This is a genomic window from Stenotrophomonas sp. YJH_SMC_37, from assembly GCF_059370035.1.
In genome coordinates, this window is record NZ_JCAFTG010000004.1 from 89,962 (window position 1) to 111,091 (window position 21,130).

The window sequence follows — 21,130 nt, forward strand, 5'->3', positions numbered from 1 at the left end:
CGCAGGCATGAAAAAGCCGAGCATGGGCTCGGCTCTACAGGAGGGCCTGGCTGGCGCGTCAGTCCTCGACGCGCAGCACCGCGCCCGGCTTCAGCACGCTGCTGCCACTCAGGCCGTTCAGTGACAGCAGCGCCTTCACCGGCATGCCATAGCGACGGGCGATGGTCCATGCCGACTCGCCATCGCGCACGGTGTGGCGGCGGCTGCGCGGGCGATCGGCAATCGCGGCGACGGTCTTGGCCGCCTGCGGCGTCGGTGTGGTCGTGGCAGCCGGTGCGGTGCTGGCCACCAGCGTGGTCGCGGTTTCCGTCACCGTCGCATTGGCGGCCGAGACCGGGGCCAGCACCCGGGTGGTTCCCGAGGCACGGTTGCCGGCGGCCAGGGCCGGGTTGAGGCGGGCGATCCTGGCAGGGTCCAGGGCGCGTTGTGCGGCCCACTGCTGGATGCTGGTGCCGGCCGGCAGGGTGTGGTCCTTCAGCACCGGCACGGTGCGGTCCAGCGAGGCCATCACGCCGGGCTGGTCTTCCACGTCCTCCAGCACGCAGGCCAGGGCATGCAGCTTCTCGACATAGGCATGGGTGACCGGTGACAGGCCGGGCAGCGCCGATGGCTTGGCGTTCTGCGCGTTCATGCCGGCCTTGCGCATGGACTGCAGGACCCGGTACTCGCCGGCGTTGTAGGCCATGGTGGCCAGGCGCCAGTCGCCGCCGAACATGCCGTGCAGGGTCTTCAGGTAACGTACCGCGGCCTGGGTGGAATCGACCGCCGACAGGCGGCCGTCGTAGCCGTTGGACATGGGCACCCGATGGTTGCGCGCGGTGGTGGCGATGAACTGCCACAGGCCCGTCGGACCGCTGCCATTGCGTGCATTGGGCCGATAGCCACTTTCCACGAACGGAATCAGTGCGAATTCGGTGGGCAGGTTGGCCTTGCGCAGCTCTTCGACCACGTAGCCGAACAGCACCAGCGCATCGTCATCCTGGTTGGCCAGGCGTGAGGGAGCATGGGCGAACTGCTTCTGCCAGCGCGGGCTGGTGGCCTCGGCATCGCAGCTGGGCTCGGCCAGGCCGTCGCGGAAGCTTGTGAAGATCTCCTGGCCGTTGCGTACCGAAGCGGCCGGCAGCGCCGATGGATCCAGCGGCAGCGCAGCGGCAGCGGTCAGGTTCTGGCTGATGCCTGCGCCCAGCGACTGTGCGCCCGCGGTTCCTGCCAGCCCCAGCGCAAGGCCCAGGGCCAGCGGCAGACTTCGGCGCATCATGCGCGGAAGCCGTCTTTCCAGTGCCGGAGACCGGCCATCACGTCGACGTCGTCCACGACGTCACGGCCCAGGTGCGCCGCCACCGACGCACGGATCGGCGCCGCGTGCACACGCAGGAAGGGATTGCAGTCGAATTCGCTGGCCAGGGTTACCGGCAGGGTGGAACGGTCATCGCGGCGCATGGCCAAAGCCTCCTCTTGGCGCTGCCACAGGGCAGCGTTGGCGGGGTCGACATGCCGCGCGAAGACGGCATTTGACACGGTGTACTCATGAGCGCAACAAAGCAGCAGTTGCGCGGGCAGGGCACCCAGCTTGCGCATCGACGCCAGCAGCTGGGACGGCGTACCTTCGAACAGGCGTCCACAGCCCAGGCTGAACAACGAATCTCCGCTGAAAAGATGTTCAGCAGTGTGAAACGCGATGTGGCTGCGGGTATGCCCGGGCACGGATAGTACGTGGAACGTCCGGCCCAGTGCCTGAACGCGTTCACCTTCACCGACGCGGTGGGTCGCAGTGGGAATGCGCTCCTCGACCGGCGCGATCACCCGGACGCCGGGAAAACGCGCCTGCAGCGCGGGCACGCCACCGATGTGGTCATCGTGATGATGGGTGAGCAGGATCGTGTCCACGCGCAGGCCCTGATCGGCCACCGCAAGCACCGGCGCGGCATCGCCGGGATCGATGACCACGGCGGCGCCATCGTCGTCGATCAACGTCCAGATGTAGTTGTCCGCAAATGCGGGCAGGGCAGTCAGTCGCATAGAATTGGACCATGCCCGCGCTGCAGAGCACCCGTCAAGCGAGCCAGACCCCGTGGTTCGACAGTGAACCGGCGGAATCCCTGCGCGTGCTGGAGCGGCAATTACTGCTGCCGCAGCTGTCAGTGCTGCCGGCACAACCCTGGTTGTGGATCGCGCCAAGCGCGTGCTGGCTTGATGATGCGCAGCTCGGCGGGCGTGGCCTGCGCCTGTTCCGGCAGGGGCAGGGCTATGCCGGCGATACCCGCTGCGCACTGCCGCTGCCGCTGGCCAACGAGAGTGTCAACGCGATCGTGCTGCAGCATGTGACCACCGGCGATGCCGACCAGCTGCTGGATGAGTGCGAGCGCGTGCTGATGCCGGGCGGCCACCTGTGGCTGAGCAGCCTCAATCCGTTCAGCCCCTACCGTACACATTGGCGCCAGCACGGACTGGTGGTGCGCACGCCGCAGCGGATTCGCCTGCTGCTCGGCCGCCACGGGCTGGAGTGCGACGATATGCGTTACATCGGCCCCCTCTGGCGCGGTGCCGGCAGCCGTCGCCCGGGCGGGTGGGCGCCACTGCGCGCGGCCTGCCTGTTCCATGCTGAAAAGCGCACGCTGGCCCTGCCCGGGCCGACACCGCTGCCGGTGCGCTGGCACGGCACCGTAGCCACCTGATTCTGGAGTTGTATTGAAAACCATCGAAATCCACACCGACGGTTCCTGCCTTGGCAATCCCGGCCCCGGCGGCTGGGCTGCACTGCTGCGCTACAAGGGCCATGAGCGTGAACTGAGCGGCGGCGAAGCGCACACCACCAACAACCGGATGGAGCTGATGGCCGCCATTTCCGGGTTGGAGACGCTGACCGAGCCGTGCAACATCGTGCTCTACACCGATTCGCAGTACGTGCGGCAGGGGCTGACCCAGTGGATGCCGGGCTGGATCCGCAAGAACTGGAAGACCGCCGGCGGTGAGCCGGTGAAGAACCGCGAGCTGTGGGAGCGCCTGCATGCGGCCACGCTGCGGCACCAGATCGACTGGCGCTGGGTGAAGGGCCACTCCGGCGATCCGGACAATGAGCGGGTGGATACCCTGGCCCGCAACGCGGCCATCCAGATCCGCGACGCCAGCCCGGTAAACTGAGCCCATGCGTCAGATCATCCTCGATACCGAAACCACCGGCCTGGAGTGGAAGAAGGGCAACCGCATCGTCGAAATCGGCTGCGTGGAGCTGTTCAAGCGCCGCCCGACCGGCAACAACTACCACCAGTACATCAAGCCGGACTGCGAGTTCGAACAGGGCGCGCAGGAAGTCACCGGCCTGACCCTGGAGTTTCTGGCTGACAAGCCGGACTTCGCGCAGATCGCCGATGAATTCCTTGCCTTCATCGATGGCGCCGAGCTGATCATCCACAACGCGGCGTTCGACTTGGGCTTCCTCGACAACGAACTGTCGTTGCTGGGCCCGCAGTACGGGAAGATCACCGATCGCTGCACGGTGATCGATACCCTGGTGATGGCGCGCGAGCGCTTCCCGGGCCAGCGCAATTCGCTGGATGCGCTGTGCAAGCGGCTGGGCGTGGACAACTCGCACCGTGCACTGCATGGCGGCCTGCTCGATGCGCAGATCCTGGGTGACGTCTACATCGCGCTGACCTCGGGGCAGGAAGAGATCGGATTCGGCCTGGGGGATGACGATGGCGGTGGCGCCGGTGCGGCGCTGCAGGCCTTCGATACCAGCAAGCTGCTGCCGCGCCCGCGCGTAGTGGCCACGCCGTCGGAGCTGGAAGCGCATGCCGCGCGGCTGGAGCGGTTGCGCAAGAAGGCCGGCCACGCGCTGTGGGATGGCCCGAAGGTGGAAGAACCCGTCAGCGCGTAATACATCGAGGTAGTGCCGGCCGCTGGCCGGCATCTACGTGATACGGGGTTTCCCGGTGAGCCGGCCAGCGGCCGGCATTACCGCATCCACGCGTGGCGTGGATCTACCGGTCAATGGCAGCGCACCAGGATCACGCTGATGTTGTCGCGGCCACCGCCGTCGAGTGCGGCTGCGACCAGCGTGTCCACGCATTCCTGCGCGCTGGCATCTTCGTAGGCGAGGGTGCGGGCGATACTGCGGTCGTCCACCTCCTCGGTCAGGCCGTCACTGCACAGCAGCAGCTGCATTCCCGGGCGCAGTTCACCGCTGGTGGTGGCCACGTTCAGGTGTGCCGGATCGGTCACGCCCAGCGCCTGGGTAACCACGTTGCGATGCGGATGCGCACGCGCCTGTTCGGCGGTCAGGTTTCCCTGCGCGACCAGTTCCTGCACCACGCTGTGGTCCTGGCTGAGCTGTGCCAGCTGTCCATCGCGCCACAGGTAGGCGCGGCTGTCGCCGACCCAGGCCACTTCATAGCGGTTGCCCTGCACGCGCGCGGCGACCACGGTGGTGCCCATCGGCAGGCTGTCATTGCGACGGCGTGAGGTGCGGATGATCTCTTCGTCGGCGGTGCGGATGGCCTGGGCCAATGGCGCGCCACGGCGTATCTCGCGCACGATGGTTTCGCGTGCCAGCGCGCTGGCCACTTCACCGCAGGCGTGCCCGCCCATGCCATCGGCCACCAGCCACAGGGCCAGCTCGCTGTCACCGTAGTAGGTGTCCTCGTTGAGCTCGCGGCGCATGCCGGGGTGGGTGAGGTGTCCGAATTCGATCATGGGGGCTGGGGCAGGGTGTTGCTGGGGAGACAGGCATCATCGGGTGGCCGCACGCATCCGGCAAGGCATGCGCCCAGGAAATTTTCACTTCATGGGCCGGAATGACTTGTCGTCGGCCTCACTTCCTCGTATGATGCGCGTCCCCGGTCCGCCGGGGACCACCCGGAGAGGTGGCAGAGTGGTTGAATGTACCTGACTCGAAATCAGGCAGGCGTTTATAGCGCCTCGGGGGTTCGAATCCCCCCCTCTCCGCCAGATAAAGAAAAAGGGCTGCCGAAAGGCAGCCCTTTTTCTTTATCTGGCGCGGGACGCGACGCGCTCTGCGCGTCGCCCCACACGTTGCTGCGCAACGCGTGGGCCCCTCCCTTTGCCGGCCTCTCCCCGCCCCTGTCGGGGCAGCCCCTCAACAGAGGGGCTTGTTCCTCCAGATGCATCACGGGAGATCCGCGCGGTGCCTGGATGCGCGGCGGGCATCCCGCCGTAGTGACCCTGTACTGATCTGGCGCGGGACGCGACGCGCTCTGCGCGTCGCCCCAAACGTTGCTGCGCAACGTTTGGGCCCCTCCCTTTGCCGGCCTCTCCCTGCCCCTGTCGGGGCAGCCCCTCAACAGAGGGGCTTGGTCCTCCAGATGCATCACGGGAGATCCGCGCGGTGCGTGGATGCGCGGCGGGCATCCCGCCGTAGTGACCCTGTACTGATCTGGCGCGGGACGCGACGCGCTCTGCGCGTCGCCCCACACGTTGCTGCGCAACGCGTGGGCCCCTCCCTTTGCCGGGCTCTCCCCGCCCCTGTCGGGGCAGCCCCTCAACAGAGGGGCTTGTTCCTCCAGATGGATCACGGGAGATCCGCGCGGTGCGTGGATGCTGTTCCTGCTGGCAGGCTCATCCACGCATGGCGTGGATCTACCCGGGATATCCGTGCGGACGCTGCGGGTTAACATGTACGCATCACCTGCTGGAGCTTTTCCCGATGACCGCTGAAATCCTCGTCCCCGTTTCCTTCGGCGAGCTGCTGGACAAGATCTCGATCCTGCAGATCAAGTCCGAGCGCATCAGCGACGAGGGCAAGCTGGCCAATGTGCGCAAGGAGCTGTCGGCGCTGGAGCAGACCTGGATGGCACACCCGGCCGCGGTGAAGGACATCGCCAAGCTGCGTGCCGAGCTGAAGGCGGTCAACGAGCAGCTGTGGGACATCGAGGACGACATCCGCCTGAAGGAGAAGGTGCAGGCGTTCGACCAGGGCTTCATCGACCTGGCGCGCAGTGTCTACCTGCGCAACGACGAGCGCGCGCGCATCAAGAAGGCGATCAACCTGGCGCTGGGCTCGGCGTACGTGGAAGAGAAGTCCTACCAGGATTACGCGCAGCGCACGTAAACCCGGGCAGGCTGCCGATCACCCCAGGTGGTCGGCGACGTAGCGTTCGAACGCAGCGATACCGTCTTCCACGGTGATCAGTTCCATCACATCGTCGAATTCGATCTTGGTGCCCCACTTCAGGTCCGCCGCCTGCTTGGCCAGGTACTTGCGCGCGGCATCATCGTAGCGGTCCACGCAGTAGCGGCGGTCCGAGTACGGGCCACTGCGGTCCGGATTGCTGGCTGCATGCAGGCCCAGCACTTTGGCGCCCATCGCGTTGGCGATGTGCATCGGGCCCGAGTCCGGGGTCATCACCAGATTGGCGCGGGCCAGCAGGGCAGGCAGCTGCTTCAACGTGTCCTTGCCGACCAGGTCCAGTGCCGGCGTCTGCAGCTGCGCCTGGATCGCATCGGCCATGTGGCGCTCCAGTTCGCTGCGGCCACCGCACAGCACCACCCGCCAACCGCGCTGTGCGGCGTGGTTGGCCACCGCTGCATAGCGGTCCGCATACCAGTTGCGCCGCACGTGGCTGGAGCAGGGCGAGATCATCAGCACCGGGCGACCATCGTCCTGCCACTGCGCGGCGGCCCACTCGAAGGCGGAGGGCGGCACGGCCAGATCCCAGCTGACTTCGGTCTGGCGCAGGCCCAGCGGTTCGCAGAAGCTGCCGATGGCATCCAGTACATGGATGCCGGGGCGGTCAGGAATGCGCTCGTTGATGAAGAGCCCGTGCAGGTCCTTGGAGCGGCTGCGGTCGTAGCCGATGCGGCGTTCGGCCGGAATGAAGGCTGACAGCAGGTTGGCGCGGAATGCGACCTGCATCTGCAGAAGCGCCTCGAAGCGCCCCGGTGGCAGTTGCCTGCGCAGTTCCTTGACCCCAGCCATGCCGCTCTTCTTGTCGTAGGCATGGAAGGTGACACCGGGCAGGCCGTCAAGCAGCTTGTGGCCAACCTTGTCGATGATCCAGTGGATCGGCGTGTCCGGGCGCGCAGCCTGCAGGGTGCGCACCAGGGGCACCACGTGGGTGACGTCGCCGAGTGCGGACAGGCGCAGGAGGCACAAGGAGGAGGACGCTGATGCCATGTGTTGTTAGACTCAATGAAATGGTCGCATTCGACGCCAATGAAGCGCTGACGCCATGCCGCGAGGGTCGCGGCATCGGGGCCATTCTGTTCGACCGCGAGCGGCTGCGGCAAGCCGACATCGGCCTGTTCTCGCCCCAGCACTGGGGCAGCAGGGCCCGGCCGGTGGGCGAGGGCGGCCGCGGCAGCGCCTGGTTCGTCGATGCGCCGTTCGGGGCCAGCGTGCTGCGGCACTACCTGCGGGGCGGCCTGGCCGCGAAGCTCAGCCACGACCAGTACCTGTGGCGCGGTTCGGACCGGACCCGCAGCTTCGCCGAATTCCGGCTGATGCGCGCGCTGCGCGAGAAGAAGCTGCCGGTGCCACGGCCGATCGCCGCGTTCTACATGCGCGAGGGCCTGCGCTACCGGGCCGCGATCCTGATGGAGCGGATCGAGGGCGTGCGCTCGCTGGCCGACCGCGCCCTGGTCGCCGGCCGGGGCGCGCCCTGGGAGGAGACGGGGCGGCTGATCGCCCGCTTCCATCGTGCCGGCCTGGACCATGCCGACCTCAACGCGCACAACATCCTGTTCGATGGCAACGGCCATGGCTGGCTGATCGACTTCGACCGTGGCGTGATCCGCATCCCGGCCACTGCCTGGCGCGAACGCAACCTCAAGCGCCTGCTGCGCTCGCTGATCAAGTTGCGCGGCGAGCGCAGCGTGGAAGATGTGCAGAAGGACTACGCGCGGCTGCGCCGTGCCTATGACATGGCCTGGAACCGGGGCACCTGATGGATTGGTCGTTGCGTTTCCTCGGCGTCGGCAATGCGTCGGCGGTCGAGCTGGGGTCGCCGATGTCGGTGATCGAGCGGGATGGGCGTCCGTGGCTGACCATTGATTGTGGTGGTGAAGGGCTGACCGCGTTCAAGGCGCACTACGGCCACATGCCGCAGGCGTTGTTCGTGACCCATGTGCACCTTGACCACGTGGCAGGCTTCGAACGGCTGTTCGTGGACACCTTCTTCAATGCGCAGCGGCGCGGCAAGTTGCGCCTGTATGTGCCGGCCACGGTGGTGCCGCTGCTGCACCAGCGCATCGGTGACTATCCGAACGTGCTGGCCGAGGGCGGTGCGAACTTCTGGGATGCCTTCCAGCTGATCGTGGTGGGCGATGCGTTCTGGCACGAGGGAGTGCGCCTGGAGGTGTTCCCAGTGCGCCACCACTGGCCGGAGACGGCCTATGGCCTGCGCCTGCAGGGCGCGCTGACCTGGAGCGGCGATACCCGGCCGATTCCGGAGATGCTGGCCCGCTTCGCCAATGACAACGAGCTGATCGCCCACGACTGCGGCCTGCACGGCAATCCGTCGCACACCGGCGTGGACGATCTGGAGCGTGAGTACAGCGCCGAGCTGCGGGCGCGGATGATGCTTTACCACTATGCCAGCGTGGCCGATGGCCAGGCGCTGGCGGCGCGGGGGCACCGTGTTGCGCAGCCGGGGCAGTGCGTGCCCCTGGCCAGCCCGACCGCGCCGCACGTACTGGCGCAGGATCCGGCGTGATCGACGTGGGCCAGCCTGCGGACGCAGCGTTGGCCGCCGAACTGGAGGCGCTGGAACGCGCGCTGCATGCGCCGCAGGTGCGGGGTGACCGCCAGGCCCTTTCGGCCCTGCTGGACGAGGATTTCAGCGAGATCGGCAGTTCCGGACAATGCTACGGTCGTGATGCCGCGTTGCTGGAGATCCCGTTGGAGCGCGCGCAGGTGCTGATTGAATCGGAACAGTACGCCGTGTGGTTGCTGGCCCGGGGCCTGGCCCAGGTGCGCTACCGCAGCCGCCATCACGTCGATGGCCAGGCGCAACGCTGGGTACTGCGCAGTTCGCTGTGGCGTCGGCATGCGCAGGGGTGGCGCGTGGTGTTCCATCAGGGAACGCCGCAGGCCCGGTAGCGGTGGGCCATGCCCGGCGAGGGGCGCCAATCAAGATTGGCGGCTACCAGGGCCGTGGGGCGCCCGAAAAGGCGATGGCCCCGCCGGCTGACCTCGGCGCCCGCGTCGATCGATACCGTTGCTGCCTTCCGGCCCTGGCGGGATTTTCGACCTAGCGTCGCGAGGGGCCGACGGGGCCACCATAGAGACGTTGGCCGCCCAAGGGGCGGCCGGTGTTCACCGATCAGGGGAAGCAGCGCGCGACGCGCCGGAGACCACAGCCGGACTGCACATCGGCTGACCGATGGCAGACGGCAACTATAGCGCAGGCAGGTACATCGACGCCAGCTTCGTGCACTGAATCGGCTGTAACCCGCGTCTGCTGGCAAGGGCCCGGCGCGACCGGCGTTGCTACAATGCCGGCCAGGAGGAACGGCCTCCCCCACATCGGGAACCACTGACCAGGACGGCCTGGCCCTACCAAGAGGAGGGCTGTCATGGCCTGGATCTATCTGTTGTTCGCCGGCCTGCTGGAAATCGTCTGGGCCGTGTCCATGAAGCAGTCCGAAGGCTTCACCAGGCTCACCCCCACCGTGGTCACGATCATCGGCATGATCGCCAGCTTCTGGCTGCTCGCAGTAGCCATGCGCAGCCTGCCGCTGGGCACTGCCTACACAATCTGGACCGGCATCGGCGCGGTTGGTGCATTCGTGGTCGGCATCGTGTTCCTGGGCGAGCAGGTCAGCCCGATGCGGATCGGTGCAGCGGTGCTGATCGTTTCCGGACTGGTGCTGATGAAACTCTCCAGCAGCTGAATGATTTACTTAAGGCGGGGAAGGGAATCTCCGCTTTCGGCAGGTATATGCATTTTCGGCAAGACCATTTTGTCCGCCCGTTTTATTTGACGTACGTCATGAAAATAACGAGCGTGATTCACATGCCGCTGGCACCGCCGGTCGCACAGTGCCGCCATTCGTCGGGCGAAACCGGGGAGTTTTCGCCTTGAGGGACACGCTGTCGTACCTGTCACCGGGTGCGACCGCGTGAAGATGTGAAGATTTTCAGGAGTTAATGCCCTCGAACCTTGTTCCCGCATCGGGAGCCGGGGTGGGCCGCATTGTCTCCAAAAAACCTGCCAGCTGTGCCATCCGGTCTTTTCATGGAGATTTACCGATGAACCGCATTTACCGTCTGGTTTTCAATCGTGCCCTTGGGGTAATGCAGGTTGCTTCGGAGATCGCCGGCAATCCCGGCGGAAGCGCGGTCAGCGCAGGGCGGGTGCCGCGATTGCGGGCGCACCAGCTGGCGGCGGCTTTGGCCGCCGCACTGGCCAGCGGACCGGCATTCGCAGCGTGCACGGGCACCACAACCGTAAACTGCGACAGCAGCACCAACATCAACAACTACTCCAACGCGACCAACGGCCTCACGCTGAACATCGACGCGGGTGCATTGCTGCGTACGCCGCCGATCGTAGGTGGCGGCAACGCAGCAACGCTGACCGGCGACAACGTGACGGTCAACAACAATGGCACGATCGATCCGAGCTCGATCATCCTCGCCTCGCCCGGCCTGGTCATCGGCAATGCTTCTGCCAACAACAGCGCGATCGTCGTCAACAACAATGCCAGCGGACAGATCAAGGGTGTCGTCAACATCGCAACGCTGCTGGGCTTCGGTGGACAGGCGCTGGTGGCACAGAATGTCAACGGCACCACCACCATCAACAACGCCGGCCTGATCAGCACGTCGTTGATCGGCGCAGGCAGCGTTTCCGACGCGACTACCGTGGTGACGTACGGTGGTGCGGCAGCCAATGTGACCAACACCGGCACCATCGACGGGCGTGTCGGTCTGGGTGCTTCTGGCGGTAATACGTTCCTCAATGCGGGGGCGGTCAGTGGCAGCGTTCACCTGGGTGATTCAACCGGCGGCAACACCTTCACCGCAGTGTCGGGTTCCAGCGTTGTGAGCGGCGGCGGCAGCGCTCTTGCAGGCGTGATTACCGGTGTCACCGGGGTGAAGGTTGCGGCTGCGGGATCGGTCGACGCCGGCACCGGCAGTGGTGCGGCCAACAACACGCTGGTGTTGCAGAACGTCGTCAGCGGTCCGGGGGCCGGCACCGGCGGAGCGGTGACCACGCTGGGCTGGAACCAGTACCTCAATTTCCAGAAGCTCACCGTCAACAGCGGCACCTGGAACCTGCAGGGTGCGTGGGCGGGTGCAGGTGCGACCACGCTCAATGATGGCTTGGTCAATTTCAACAATGCCGGTTCCTTCGGCACAGGGCTGTTCACCGCCAACGGCGGTGCCATCGCATCCTCCACGGCCGGTCTGAATCTGGCCAACGCTTTCAGCCTCGGCGGCAATCTATCCCTGGCCGGGACCAATGCGTTCGGCTTGAATGGCGTGCTTTCAGGTGCTGGCGGACTGACGGTCAACAACACCGGCATCGTTACTCTCGGCGGCGCAAACCTGTTCTCCGGTGGCGTCAACCTCAATGCCGGCGGCCTGCTGCTGGGCAATGCCGGTGCACTCGGCAGCGGCAATCTGACCGTCGGTGGCAGCGCCTCGCTGGACACGACGGCGGGCTTCAACCTGGGCAACAACCTGGTGGTCAATGGCGGGGGCTCGCTGAACCTGCTGGGCAGCAATGCGCTGACATTGAGTGGCTCGATTTCCGGTGCCGGCAACGTGACCAAGAACGGTGCGGGCACGCTGACCCTGAACGGTGCCAATTCGCTGAGCGGCAGCTTCAACCTGGCCGGGGGCGCGTTGGCCTTGGGCGCGGGCGGTAGCCTGTCGCCCACCGGCGCGATCACGCTGGGCGTCGGCACCAGCCTGGATCTTTCGGCGGCCGCCAACCAGACCATCGGTTCGCTGGCGGGCCTCGGCGGTTCGGTCAACCTAGGCAGCCACACGCTCACCCTCGCGGGGCTGGGCGATACCAGCTACAGCGGCACGTTCGCCGCAGGCACGGGTGGCCTGGTCAAGCTGGGCACCGGCGTGCAGACCTTGTCGGGCGTGAACAACCTCAGTGGCGGCGTGGCACTCAACGGCGGCGGCCTGCTGCTGGGCAATGCTGCTGCGCTGGGCAGCGGTGCGCTCAGTGTCGGCGGCGACGTGACGCTCGATGGAACCACGGGGGCGCTTGCACTGGGCAACGCGGTCAACCTCGGTTCGGGTGCCAGCCTCAATCTGCTCGGCAACCAGGCGTTGACGTTCAACGGCGTGATCGGTGGCACCGGCAGCCTGGTCAAGAGTGGTGCGACCACGCTGACGCTCAACGGTGCAAATACCTTTGGTGGTGGGCTGGCGCTCAATGCCGGTGGCTTGGTCCTGGGCAATGCCGGCGCGCTCGGAACCGGCGCGCTGAATGTCGGCGGTCCGACAACGCTCGATGCCAGCGCGGCGCTGAGCGTGGGCAACGGCATCAACCTCGGCGCAGGTGGCCTGCTGAATGTACTGGGCAGCAATGCATTGACGCTGGGCGGCGCCATCGGTGGCACCGGCAGCCTGGTCAAGAACGGTGCGGCCACGCTTACGCTGGGTGGCGCAAATACCTTCATCGGCGGCCTGGCGATCAATGCCGGCAAGGTTGCGGTGGGCAGCGGCGGAAGCCTGGCCGCCGGCGGTGCGGTCAGCCTGACCGGCGTTGGCGCGGACCTGGACATCTCGCTCGGCGGCAACCAGACCATCGGCGCGCTGTCCGGTATTGCCGGCAGCACGGTGACGCTGGGCAGCAGCACGCTCACCTTCGGTGATGCCACCAACCAGACCTTCGCCGGCGTGATCGGCGGCACCGGTGGGCTGATCAAGCAGGGTACCGGCGTGCAGACGCTGACCGGTGCCAATACCTTCAGCGGTGGGGTGAATCTTGCGGCCGGTGGGCTGGTGCTGGGCAACGCCGGTGCGCTGGGAAGCGGCGCGCTGACGGTCAGTGGCAACGGGTCGCTGGATGCCACGGCAGCGTTGAACCTGGGCAGTGCGATCAACCTCGGCGCGGCCCTGACCCTGCCGGGTAGCCAGAACCTGGCCCTGGCCGGCAACATCACGGGCACCGGCAGCCTGGTCAAGAACGGCGCCTCGACACTGACCTTGAACGGTACCAACACCTTCAGCGGTGGACTGAACGCAAACGCGGGCAGCCTGCTGCTGGGCAACAGCGGCGCGCTCGGTACGGGGACACTGGGCATCGGTGGCAACGTCTCGCTCGACGGCAGTGCGCCGCTGAACCTGAGCAACAACGTGGCACTGGGTGCAGGCGCCGCGTTGTCGCTGCCGGGTTCGCAGGCGATCACGCTGGGTGGGGTGGTGTCCGGTGCGGGCAGGCTGGTGAAGAACGGTGCCACCACCTTGACCCTCAATGGCGCCAACAGCTTCGGTGGGGGGCTGACCGTCAACGGCGGCGGCCTGCTGCTGGGCAATGCCGGCGCGCTGGGCACCGGTGCATTGTCGGTGGGGGCCGATACCACGCTGGACAGTTCGGTGGCCCTGAATCTCGCCAACGACGTCAACCTCGGTGCAGGCGCGGTGCTGGATCTGCTGGGCAGCCAGGACGTGTCGCTGGGCGGTGTCATCAGCGGCACTGGCGGCCTGGTCAAGAACGGTGCGGCGACACTGGCGTTGAACGGAGCCAACACCTTCAGCGGGGGTGTTGGCCTCAACGCGGGCCTGCTGCAGCTGGGCAATGCGCAGGCATTGGGTACCGGCCAGCTGGACGTGGGCGGCAACGCTTCGCTGGATGCAGCATCGGCGCTCACCGTGACCAACAACATAGGCCTCGCCGCCGGCGCCAACCTCACGGTGCTGGGCAGCAATGACCTGACGCTCGCCGGCCCGGTATTCGGTGTTGGCGGGCTGATCAAGGACGGTACGGCGCGGCTGACGTTGTCTGGCGCCAATACCTACAACGGTGGCACGACCATCAACGCAGGCACGCTGGCGCTGGGAGCGGGCGGCAGTCTTGCCGCAACCGGTGCAGTGGATCTTGCGGGCGCCGGTGCGGCACTGGACATCTCCGCAGCGGGTGCAGCGCAGACCATCGGCGCACTGAACGGCGTGGCAGGCAGCCAGCTGCTGCTTGGCGCGCAGTCACTCACCTTCGGCGGTGCCGCCGATGGCAGTTTTGCCGGCGTGATCGACGGTACCGGTGGCCTGATCAAGACCGGTACGAGCGTGCAGACGCTGTCCGGCGCCAACACGTTCAGCGGTGGCCTTGCGCTCAACGCGGGCGGCCTGATTCTCGGCGACGCCAGTGCGCTCGGCACGGGTCCGCTGGGCATCGGTGGCACCACCACGCTGGACAGTACCGTGGCGCTGAACCTGGCCAACGCGGTGAACTTTGGTGCCGGTACGCAACTGACGCTGGGCGGCACCAATGATGTCACCCTCGGCGGCGTGGTGGCTGGCAACGGCAGCCTGGTCAAGAACGGTACGGGTCTGCTGACGCTCAACAACACCAACACGTTCGATGGCGGCCTGACCTTGAACGGCGGCAGCCTGGTGGTGGGCGCCAACGGGGCGCTGGGTTCCGGCACGCTGGCGGTGAACAACAGTGCTTCGCTGGATGCCGGCACCGCGGTGACGCTGGGCAACGCGGTGAACCTTGGCTCGGGCGTGGCGCTGACCGTAGCGGGCAGCAATGCGCTGACCCTGGGCGGCATCGTGTCCGGCAATGGCAGCCTGATCAAGAACGGCACCGCCACGCTGACACTGGACGGCGCCAACACTTACAGCGGTGGCACCACCATCAACGCCGGCACGCTGGCGCTGGGCGTGGGGGGCAGTCTGGCTGCCGCTGGCGACCTCACGCTCGGTAATGCCGGCGCGGGCTTCGATATCTCCGGCGCGACCGGCAACCAGACCATCGGTGCGCTCAACGGCGTGCTCGGAACCACACTGGCGCTGGGGGGCAATTCGCTGACATTCGGCACCGCGACCAACGGGGCCTTCGATGGCGTGATCAGTGGTGGTGGCGGGCTGGTGAAGGTCGGCGCCGGGGTGCAGACCCTGTCCGGTGCCAATACCTTCGGCGGCGGCGTCTCGCTCGATGCCGGCGGCCTGGTGCTCGGCAATGATGCCGCGCTGGGTACCGGCGTGCTCACCGTCGGTGGGGCGACCACGCTGGATACCACCGCGCTGGCGACGCTGGCCAACAACGTGGTGCTCAACGCCGGGCTGACGGTGCTGGGCACCAGCGCGCTTACCCTCAACGGTGTGCTCTCCGGTGCCGGCAGCCTGACCAAGAACGGCACTGCGATGCTGACCTTGAACGGCGCCAACACCTACACCGGCGGTACCAACGTCAACGCCGGCACGCTGGCACTCGGCGCCGGGGCCAGCCTGGCCGCAAGCGGCACCGTCAATCTCGCCACCGGCGCCACGCTGGACCTGTCGGCCGGCAACGGCACGCAGGTGTTCGGCACGCTGGTTGGCAACGGCACGGTCAACCTGGGCGCCAACAACATCGAAGTGGGCAGCGCCGCCAACGGCACCTTCAGCGGTTCGATCGCCGGCACCGGTAGCCTGACCAAGGTCGGTAGCGGTATCGAGACACTGACCGGCACCAATACCTACACCGGCGGCACCACCATCAACGCCGGCACGCTGGCGATCGGTCTCGGCGGCAGTCTGTCCTCGTCCGGAGCGGTGAACGTCGCCGCCGCCGGCGCGGGCTTCGACATTTCGGGTTCCGGTGCCAACCAGACGATTGGTTCACTGTCTGGCGTGACCGGCTCCCTGGTCAGCCTCGGCGCCAACTCGCTGATCCTCGGCGGCGCCGACAGCAGCACCTTCGACGGTTCGATTTCCGGCACCGGTGCGCTGGTCAAGAACGGCGTGGGTATCCTCACCCTGGGCGGCGCCAACCTGTTCAGTGGTGGTCTGGCCTTGAACGGTGGAGGCCTGGTGGTCGGCAACAACAGCGCGCTGGGTACGGGGGCGCTGGACGTGGGGGCCGACGCGACGCTGGACAGCAGCCTGGCAGTCACCCTCGGCAACGCCATCAACCTCTCTGCCGGCAACAACCTCACCCTGCTCGGCAGCAATGGGCTGACCCTGGACGGCATCATCAGCGGTGCCGGTGGTCTGGTGAAGGACGGCGCAGCCACGGTGACCCTGACCGGTGCCAACACCTATTCCGGCGGCACCACCATCAACAACGGCACGCTGGCCATCGGTGCCGGAGGCAGCCTGGCGTCCACCGGCGCGGTGAATCTGGCCGGTGCCGGCACGCTGGACATCTCCGGCGGTGGCAGCCAGAGCATTGGTTCGCTGGCCGGCGTGGCCGGCAGCACAGTGGCGCTGGGCGGCAACACGCTGACCCTCGGCGGCGTCGCCGACAGCACCTACAACGGCGTGATCAGCGGCAGTGGCGGCCTGATCAAGAACGGCGCCGGCGTGCAGACGCTGAATGGTGCCAATGCCTTCAGCGGTGGCGTCACGCTCAACGCCGGTGGCCTGGTGGTCGGCAACAATTCCGCGCTTGGCACGGGTACGGTGACCGTGGGTGGCAATGCCTCGCTCGATTCCAACAGCGCGATCACGCTGGGCAACAACTTCGTTCTCAATGCCGGCCTGACCGTGCTGGGCAGCAACGATCTGACACTCAACGGCAATCTCAGCGGCACCGGGTTCCTCACCAAGGAGGGCCTGGCCACACTAACCTTGAACGGCACCAACACCTATTCCGGTGGCACCAACATCAACGCCGGTACGCTGGCGCTGGGCGCGGGCGCGAGCCTGCTTGCCAGTGGCACCGTCAACCTGGCCACCGGCGCGACCTTGGATCTGTCGGCCGGTGCGGGTACGCAGGTGTTCGGCACGCTGATCGGCAACGGTACGGTGAATCTGGGCGCGAACACGCTGACCATCGGCGATGCCAGCAACGGCACGTTCGGTGGTTCGATTGCCGGCACCGGCGGCCTGATCAAGGAAGGCACCGGCACCGAAACCCTGACCGGTACCAACACCTTCACCGGCGGCACCACCATCAATGCCGGCACGCTGGCGATCGGTGCCGGTGGCAGCCTGGCGGCGACCGGTGCGGTCACCCTCGCCAATGCGGGTACCGCGTTCGATATCTCGGCAGGCGGCAACCAGAGCATCGGCTCGCTGGCGGGCGTGGCGGGTTCGAGTGTGGCGCTGGGTGGCAACACGCTGACTCTCGGCGGCGTCGGCAACACCACGTTCGACGGCACCATCGGCGGCACGGGAGCGCTGATCAAGGACGGCGCTGGCGTGCAGACGCTGGGCGGTGCGAACACCTTCAGCGGCGGCGTCACCCTCAATGCCGGCGGGCTGGTGGTCGGCAACAATGCCGCGCTCGGTACGGGTGCGTTGAACGTGGCCGGGAACGGTTCGCTGGATGCCAACGCGGCGGTGACCCTGGCCAACAACGTTGCACTCGGCGCCGGTGCCACGCTTGATGTGCTGGGCAACAACGACCTGACGCTGGCCGGTGCGGTCTCCGGTGCAGGCGGCCTGACCAAGGACGGTGCGGCCACGCTGACCCTGGCCGGCGCCAGCAGCTACACCGGCACCACCACCATCAACAGCGGCACGCTGGCGGTGGGCGCGGGCGGCAGCCTGTCCGACGCCAGCACGGTGAACCTGGCCGGCACCGGTACGCTGGACATCAGTGCCGGTGGCAACCAGAGCATCGGTGGCCTGGCCGGTGTTACCGGCAGTACGGTGGCGCTGGGCGGTGCAACGCTGACCACTGGCGGCAACAACGCCAGCACCACGTTCGCCGGCGTGATCGGCGGCACCGGTGGCCTGGTGCAGAGTGGTACCGGCACGCTGACCCTGAGCGGTGACAACACCTACACCGGTGGCACCACCATCAACGGTGGCAGCACGCTGCAGATCGGCAACGGTGGCAGCACCGGCTCGGTGCTGGGCGACATCACCAACGACGGCAGCCTGGTCTACAACCTCGGCACCACGGCAACCGTGGGCGGTGTGGTCAGCGGCAGTGGCAGCCTGACCCAGGCCGGCAGCGGTACGCTGGTGCTGACCGGCAACAACACCTACACAGGCGGTACCACCATCAATGCCGGTGGCACATTGCAGGTGGGCAACGGCGGTGCAACCGGCGCGATCGTGGGTGACATCACCAACAACGGTGCGCTGGTATCCAACGTGGCCGGCAACACCACGCTGGGCGGCACCATCAGCGGCGCCGGTGGCCTGACCCAGGCCGGCAGCGGCACGCTGACCCTGACCGGCAACAACACCTATACCGGCGGCACCACCATCAATGCCGGTGGCACGCTGCAGGTGGGCAATGGCGGTGCGACCGGCGCGATCACCGGCAACGTTGCCAACAACGGCAGCCTGGTGTTCAACGTCGGTGGCAACACCACAGTCGATGGCGCGATCAGTGGCAGTGGCACGCTGATCCAGGCCGGCGCTGGCGTGTTGACCCTGGTTGGCAACAACACCTACACCGGCGGCACCACCATCAATGCCGGTGGCACGCTGCAGGTCGGCAACGGCGGGGCAACCGGCTCCATCGCTGGCGACATCACCAACGATGGCGCGTTGATCTCCAACGTGGGCGGCAACACCGCGCTGGGTGGCACCATCAGCGGCAGCGGCGGCCTGACCCAGGCCGGCAGCGGGACGTTGCTGCTGACCGGTACCAACACCTATACCGGCGGTACCACCATCAACGCCGGCGGTACGCTGCAGCTGGGCAACGGCGGTGCGACGGGCTCGATCGTCGGCGACGTCACCAACAATGGCACGCTGCTCTCCAATGTGGCGGGCAATACCACGCTGAATGGCACCATCAGTGGCAGTGGCGGCCTGACCCAGGCCGGCAGCGGCACGCTGACCCTGAACGGCAACAACACCTATACCGGCCAGACCACCATCAATGCCGGTGGCACCCTGCAGGTCGGCAATGGCGGGGCGACCGGTGCCATCGGCGGCAGCGTCGTCAACAACGGCAGCCTGGTGTTCAACGTGGGTGGCAACACCACCGTCGGCGGTGCCATCAGCGGCAGCGGCGGCCTGACCCAGGCCGGCACCGGCACCGTGGTCCTGACCGGTAACAACACCTATACCGGCGGGACCACCATCAACACCGGCGGCACGCTGCAGGTCGGCAACGGTGGCGCGAGCGGTGCGATCACCGGCAACGTTGCCAACAACGGCAGCCTGGTGTTCAACGTCGGCGGCAACACCACGGTGGGCGGCACCATCAGCGGCAACGGTGGCCTGACCCAGGCCGGCACCGGCACCGTGGTCCTGACCGGCAACAACACCTACACCGGCGGCACCACCATCAATGCCGGCGGCACCGTGCAGGTCGGCAATGGCGGCGCCAGCGGCTCGATCACCGGCAATATCACCAACAATGGTGGCCTGGTCATCAACACCGGCGGCACCACCACGCTGGGCGGCACCATCAGCGGTGGTGGCAGCATCGTGCAGGCAGGCCCGGGCGGCCTGAACCTGGGCGGCAACAGCGGCGGCTTCAGCGGCACCGGCCAGGTCACCGGCGGTGGCCTGAATGTCACCGGCAACATCGGTGGCCAGTGGACCATCGGCAGCGGTACCACGCTGTCCGGTACCGGGACCATCGGTGGCACGGGTGGCGGCGTGACGGTGTCCAGCGGCGGCGTGCTGTCGCCGGGCAATGGTCCAGGCAACAGCGGCGGTGCGGGCAATGGCGCCGGCACCATTACGGTGGGCGGCAATCTGACCCTGTCGCCGGGCAGCACGCTGGGCATCGACCTGGGTGCCACCGGCAGCGACACGGTGCAGGTGGGCGGTAGTGCAAACGTGAGTGGCAGCACGGTGCGGGTGAACACCATTTCGCCGAGCACCAGCTACCAGCAGGGCCAGCAGTACACGGTGGTCAATGCAGGTGGTGGCGTGAGCGGGCAGTTCGCTTCGGCAACCTCGCCGTCGGCCTTCCTGACGATTACGCCGGTCTATACCGCCAACACCGCCAACCTGCAGATAGACGTGGCGCAGACCGCAGCATTCACCACCGCAGCGACGACGCGCAACCAGTACAACACTGCCGCAGCGCTGGACAGCCTGCCGCAGAGCGGCCCGGCGCTGGGCCTGTACAACACCCTGCTGATGTATGACGCGGGCACTGCGCGCGCGGCGTTCGACCAGCTTTCGGGTGAAGTGCATGCGGCCAGCCGCGCGGTGCTGCTGTACGACAACTACCTGGAGGAGGGTATCCGCCAGCGCCTGGGCAGTGAGCTGCCGACCGTGCGTGGTGAGCGAGCCTCGGCCTGGCTGGCCGGGAGTGGCAAGGTGTTCCGCCAGGACGGTGACGGCAACGGCGATGACATCCGCTCCAACCGCAATGCGCTGATGGCGGGCGTGGACTGGCAGCTGGGCGAGCACGTGGTGCTGGGTGCGGCCGCAGGCAACGAGCGGCTGGATACGCGCCTGTACGATCGCAGTTCGCGGGCCCGCCTGCGTGGCCACACGTTCGGCCTGTATGCACAGGGCCAGTGGAACAACGGTTTCGCGGTCGGTGGCAGCGTATCGCGCGGCGACTACCGCACGCGCACCACGCGTGAGGTGCCGCTGCTGGGCCAGACCCTGTACAGCCGCCAGGACTCGGATGTGACCATCGCGCAGGTGGAGGGCAGCTGGACCTGGTCCCATGGCAGGACCCAGCTGCAGCCGTACGTGCAGTTCACCAAGCACTGGGTCGACAGCGATCGCGCAGTGGAGCAGGGCGGCACTGCTGCGCTGGCGCTGGAAGGCGGCAAGGACACGCTCAATGTCAGCACCGTGGGCGTGCGTGGGCGCTGGGACGTGGGCAGCGGCGAGCGCTTCCCGGCACAGCTGACGGTCGGCCTCGGCTGGCAGCACGCCTCGGGTGACACCGATGTGGCCAGCCGCAATCGCTTCGCGGTGGGCGGCAATGCCTTCGATGTCTACAGTGCGGTGATGGCGCGCAATGCGCTGGTCAGCCAGCTGGGCGTGGCGGTCGGCCTCGGCCGCAACAGCCAGCTGTCGATGTTCGTGCAGGGCCAGCATGGCGATGGCCGCCGCGACGTGGGTGGGCAGATCAACCTGCGCGTGGGCTTCTGAGGGAAGTGCGGCGATGTTGGA

Annotated in this window: 13 protein-coding genes, 1 tRNA gene and 1 other RNA gene; 10 read left to right on the top strand and 5 right to left on the bottom strand. The window is 67.2% G+C overall.

Translation table 11 applies throughout. From position 1 onward, the window contains the following. Positions 1-58 precede the first annotated feature (58 nt). Entirely contained in the window at positions 59-1,258 is a 1,200-nt protein-coding gene (locus AC5P8J_RS07340; protein ID WP_019659524.1) for a lytic transglycosylase domain-containing protein, read from the bottom strand. Next, the gene (gene gloB, locus AC5P8J_RS07345; protein WP_021204521.1) at positions 1,255-2,019 is read right to left on the bottom strand and encodes a hydroxyacylglutathione hydrolase; all 765 of its coding nucleotides are present in this window, start codon (positions 2,017-2,019) and stop codon (positions 1,255-1,257) included. The genes AC5P8J_RS07340 and gloB overlap by 4 nt, the downstream gene beginning before the upstream one ends. 11 nt (positions 2,020-2,030) lie before the next feature. On the opposite strand from gloB, the gene AC5P8J_RS07350 reads away from it, so the two are divergent. From AC5P8J_RS07350 to dnaQ, 3 genes are read left to right on the top strand one after another with little or no spacing between them, the layout of a single operon-like run. Beyond that, the gene (locus tag AC5P8J_RS07350) at positions 2,031-2,675 is read left to right on the top strand and encodes a class I SAM-dependent methyltransferase (protein WP_019659522.1); all 645 of its coding nucleotides are present in this window, start codon (positions 2,031-2,033) and stop codon (positions 2,673-2,675) included. 13 nt (positions 2,676-2,688) lie between these two features. Beyond that, positions 2,689-3,141: a ribonuclease HI gene (gene rnhA / locus AC5P8J_RS07355; RefSeq protein WP_019659521.1), complete on the top strand. Its 453-nt coding sequence runs from the start codon at positions 2,689-2,691 to the stop codon at positions 3,139-3,141. Positions 3,142-3,145: 4 nt separating this feature from the next. Continuing rightward, the gene (gene dnaQ, locus AC5P8J_RS07360) at positions 3,146-3,877 is read left to right on the top strand and encodes a DNA polymerase III subunit epsilon (RefSeq protein ID WP_019659520.1); all 732 of its coding nucleotides are present in this window, start codon (positions 3,146-3,148) and stop codon (positions 3,875-3,877) included. 110 nt (positions 3,878-3,987) lie between these two features. Here the strand turns inward: dnaQ and AC5P8J_RS07365 are convergent, their stop codons facing one another. After that, entirely contained in the window at positions 3,988-4,692 is a 705-nt protein-coding gene (locus tag AC5P8J_RS07365) for a PP2C family protein-serine/threonine phosphatase (protein WP_019659519.1), read from the bottom strand. 164 nt (positions 4,693-4,856) lie between these two features. Between AC5P8J_RS07365 and AC5P8J_RS07370 the strand changes: the two genes are divergently transcribed. Next, positions 4,857-4,947 (top strand) — tRNA-Ser (locus tag AC5P8J_RS07370). 715 nt (positions 4,948-5,662) lie between these two features. Further along, entirely contained in the window at positions 5,663-6,067 is a 405-nt protein-coding gene (locus AC5P8J_RS07375) for a DUF6165 family protein (RefSeq protein ID WP_019659518.1), read from the top strand. An 18-nt stretch (positions 6,068-6,085) separates the two neighbouring features. Here the strand turns inward: AC5P8J_RS07375 and AC5P8J_RS07380 are convergent, their stop codons facing one another. Continuing rightward, a complete protein-coding gene (locus AC5P8J_RS07380; RefSeq protein ID WP_058980312.1) occupies positions 6,086-7,132 on the bottom strand; it encodes a glycosyltransferase family 9 protein in 1,047 nt (348 codons plus the stop codon). A gap of 20 nt (positions 7,133-7,152) precedes the next feature. Between AC5P8J_RS07380 and AC5P8J_RS07385 the strand changes: the two genes are divergently transcribed. The 3 genes from AC5P8J_RS07385 to AC5P8J_RS07395 are packed head-to-tail and all read left to right on the top strand — an operon-like array spanning position 7,153 to position 9,055. Continuing rightward, on the top strand, positions 7,153-7,902 hold the full coding sequence (locus tag AC5P8J_RS07385; protein WP_021204519.1) for a 3-deoxy-D-manno-octulosonic acid kinase: 750 nt from the start codon (positions 7,153-7,155) through the stop codon (positions 7,900-7,902). Then, positions 7,902-8,669: an MBL fold metallo-hydrolase gene (locus AC5P8J_RS07390; RefSeq protein WP_495216738.1), complete on the top strand. Its 768-nt coding sequence runs from the start codon at positions 7,902-7,904 to the stop codon at positions 8,667-8,669. The genes AC5P8J_RS07385 and AC5P8J_RS07390 overlap by 1 nt, the downstream gene beginning before the upstream one ends. Continuing rightward, a complete protein-coding gene (locus tag AC5P8J_RS07395; protein WP_111097838.1) occupies positions 8,666-9,055 on the top strand; it encodes a nuclear transport factor 2 family protein in 390 nt (129 codons plus the stop codon). Before AC5P8J_RS07390 ends, AC5P8J_RS07395 begins: the two co-directional genes overlap by 4 nt. 77 nt (positions 9,056-9,132) lie before the next feature. On the opposite strand, the gene ffs is transcribed toward AC5P8J_RS07395, so the two are convergent. Then, an RNA gene (gene ffs, locus AC5P8J_RS07400) (signal recognition particle sRNA small type) lies at positions 9,133-9,229 on the bottom strand. 302 nt (positions 9,230-9,531) lie between these two features. Here ffs and AC5P8J_RS07405 point away from each other — a divergent pair. Beyond that, positions 9,532-9,849 carry a DMT family transporter gene (locus AC5P8J_RS07405; RefSeq protein WP_005415486.1) on the top strand — a complete coding sequence of 106 codons (318 nt, stop codon included), beginning with the start codon at positions 9,532-9,534 and terminating at the stop codon, positions 9,847-9,849. A gap of 358 nt (positions 9,850-10,207) precedes the next feature. Next, on the top strand, positions 10,208-21,109 hold the full coding sequence (locus AC5P8J_RS07410) for an autotransporter-associated beta strand repeat-containing protein (protein WP_495216739.1): 10,902 nt from the start codon (positions 10,208-10,210) through the stop codon (positions 21,107-21,109). The last annotated feature ends 21 nt before the right edge of the window (positions 21,110-21,130 follow it).